The organism is Streptomyces sp. NPDC054840, assembly GCF_053611065.1.
This window is the reverse complement of the sequence record NZ_JBSGZP010000854.1, coordinates 1-2625: the sequence shown is the minus strand read 5'-3', so window position 1 is coordinate 2625 and position 2625 is coordinate 1. Positions and strand designations below refer to the sequence as shown.

Below are 2625 nucleotides of genomic sequence, written 5' to 3'. Positions count from 1 at the left end.
GGGCAGGCCCCCGGCACGGGTGCCGGGGGCCTGCTTCACGTGCTGCCGCCACTGATCGGGAACTGATCAGGAGCTGATCAGGGGTTGATCAGTAACGGTAGTGGTCCGGCTTGTACGGGCCCTCGACCTTGACGCCGATGTACGCGGCCTGCTCCGGGCGGAGCGTGGTGAGGCGGACGCCGAGGGCGTCGAGGTGGAGACGGGCGACCTTCTCGTCGAGGTGCTTCGGGAGCACGTAGACCTCGGTCGGGTACTCCTGCGGCTTGGTGAAGAGCTCGATCTGGGCCAGGGTCTGGTCCGCGAAGGAGTTCGACATCACGAAGGACGGGTGGCCGGTCGCGTTGCCGAGGTTCAGCAGACGGCCCTCGGAGAGGACGATCAGAACCTTGCCGTCGGGGAACTTCCAGGTGTGGACCTGGGGCTTGACCTCGTCCTTGACGATGCCGTCGACCTTCGCCAGGCCGGCCATGTCGATCTCGTTGTCGAAGTGGCCGATGTTGCCCACGATGGCCTGGTGCTTCATCTTGGCCATGTCGGAGGCCATGATGATGTCCTTGTTGCCCGTGGTGGTGATGAAGATGTCGGCCGTCTCGACGACGTCGTCGAGGGTGGCGACCTGGTATCCGTCCATCGCCGCCTGCAGTGCGCAGATGGGGTCGATCTCGGTGACGATGACGCGGGCGCCCTGGCCGCGGAGGGACTCGGCGCATCCCTTGCCGACGTCGCCGTAGCCGAAGACGACCGCGACCTTGCCGCCGATGAGGACGTCCGTGGCGCGGTTGATGCCGTCGATCAGGGAGTGGCGGCAGCCGTACTTGTTGTCGAACTTCGACTTGGTGACGGCGTCGTTCACGTTGATCGCCGGGAACAGCAGGGTGCCCTCGGACATCATCTCGTAGAGGCGGTGGACACCGGTGGTGGTCTCCTCCGTCACGCCGCGGATCTCGGACGCGAGCTGGGTCCACTTCTGGGGGGACTCGCCGAGGGTGCGGTTGAGCAGGGTGAGGATGTGGGCGTACTCCTCGGAGTCCGCCGTCGACGGGTCCGGGGCGGAGCCGGCCTTCTCGAACTCGACGCCCTTGTGGACGAGGAGGGTGGCGTCGCCACCGTCGTCGAGGATCATGTTCGGGCCGCCGGTGGGGGTGTTCGGCCAGGTCAGCGCCTGCTCCGTGCACCACCAGTACTCCTCCAGCGTCTCGCCCTTCCAGGCGAACACGGGAACGCCCTGCGGGTTCTCCGGGGTGCCGTTCGGGCCCACCGCGATGGCCGCGGCGGCGTGGTCCTGGGTGGAGAAGATGTTGCAGGAGGCCCAGCGGACGTCGGCGCCCAGGGCGACGAGGGTCTCGATGAGCACGGCGGTCTGCACGGTCATGTGCAGCGAGCCGGTGATGCGGGCGCCGGCCAGGGGCTGCGCCTGCGCGTACTCGGCGCGGATCGACATCAGACCCGGCATCTCGTGCTCGGCCAGGGTGATCTCCTTGCGGCCGAACGCGGCAAGGGAGAGGTCTGCGACCTTGAAGTCCATGGGTGCTGCTCCTCATGGTTCGAGAGGGTGGGTACGGCTGGGCCGTGCGCCGTCCTGGGGACGGGACACCGAGCACAGTCCGTCGGGGGTCCTCTCTCCCCTCGGCCGGTCGCAGGGACCGCCCGACCCGCCATCAGCAGCGACGCCTGACACTGGGCACGAATCTACACCGATCGGCGGAGCGGGCCCCAGTCGGACGGGAAAGAAGCCGGGTGGTGATGCGCGGGGACCGGCTTCCGGAAGCGGCTCCGGGCCGCTCCGGACGGGGCCTCGACCAGGGGGTACCGAGAGAGATCCGCTGATCCGGACCCAGCCCCCGTGCGGTTTCGGCCAGACCGTAGTCTTCCGGCCGTTCGCACTGGTGGGAGGGGTTACGGAGTCATGAAGAACAGACCTGGGCGTAAACGGGGCATATGGGCGATCGCCCTTCTGATCCTGGGCGTCGCGCTGAACGGCGGTGCGCTCGCGCTCATGCTGGATCAGTTCAACGGGGTGCGCTACGGCGGTGGCGCCATGCAGCCCACGCTGAGCCAGGGGGACCTGGTCGTAATGAAGAGGGATCCGTCCGACGTGCGCCGCGGCGACATCGTCACCTACGACCCCGCCGAGTGGCAGAGGCCGGGGGCGAACGTCGGGCGCGGGGTGGCGGTGGGGGGCGACCACATCGCCTACGCGAAGGGGGACGACACCCTGACCCTCAACGGGCAGCCGCTCGACGAGCCCTACGTACTGGACGGCGCTCCCGGGGCCCCGGGCCTGAGCTTCGCCGTCTCGGTGCCGCAGGGACGGGTCTTCGTCCTGGGTGACAACCGCGGCAACTCCGCGGACTCGCGCTACTTCCCGGAGCTCCAGCAGGGCACGCTGCCGGTGTCGGCCGTGACGGGGGTCCGCGTCCCCGAGGAGAACGGGCTGATGTTGGCTCTCGGCCTGGCGTCGGCCGTCGGAACCCTCGCCCTGCCCGTGGGGATCGGGCTGGGCATCGCCGCACTGGTGGTGCGGCGGAAGAAGCCGGTACCGGCGGGGCCCGTCCGGGGCGCCGTACACGTCGAGGAGTCGTAGCCACGGAGGCGCGAAGGCCCCCGCGGGCTGCTGCTCGCGGG

General features: G+C 69.2%; 2 protein-coding genes. One reads left to right on the top strand and one right to left on the bottom strand.

The genetic code is table 11. From position 1 onward, the window contains the following. Window positions 1–88 precede the first annotated feature (88 nt). Window positions 89–1525, bottom strand: coding sequence for an adenosylhomocysteinase (ahcY, locus tag ACWGIU_RS35065; protein ID WP_453712140.1), 1437 nt, complete (start codon window positions 1523–1525; stop codon window positions 89–91). Between the two features lie 381 nt (window positions 1526–1906). Here ahcY and lepB point away from each other — a divergent pair, with 381 nt between their 5' ends. Continuing rightward, a complete protein-coding gene (gene lepB / locus ACWGIU_RS35060) occupies window positions 1907–2584 on the top strand; it encodes a signal peptidase I (RefSeq protein ID WP_453712139.1) in 678 nt (225 codons plus the stop codon). Window positions 2585–2625: the final 41 nt, after the last annotated feature.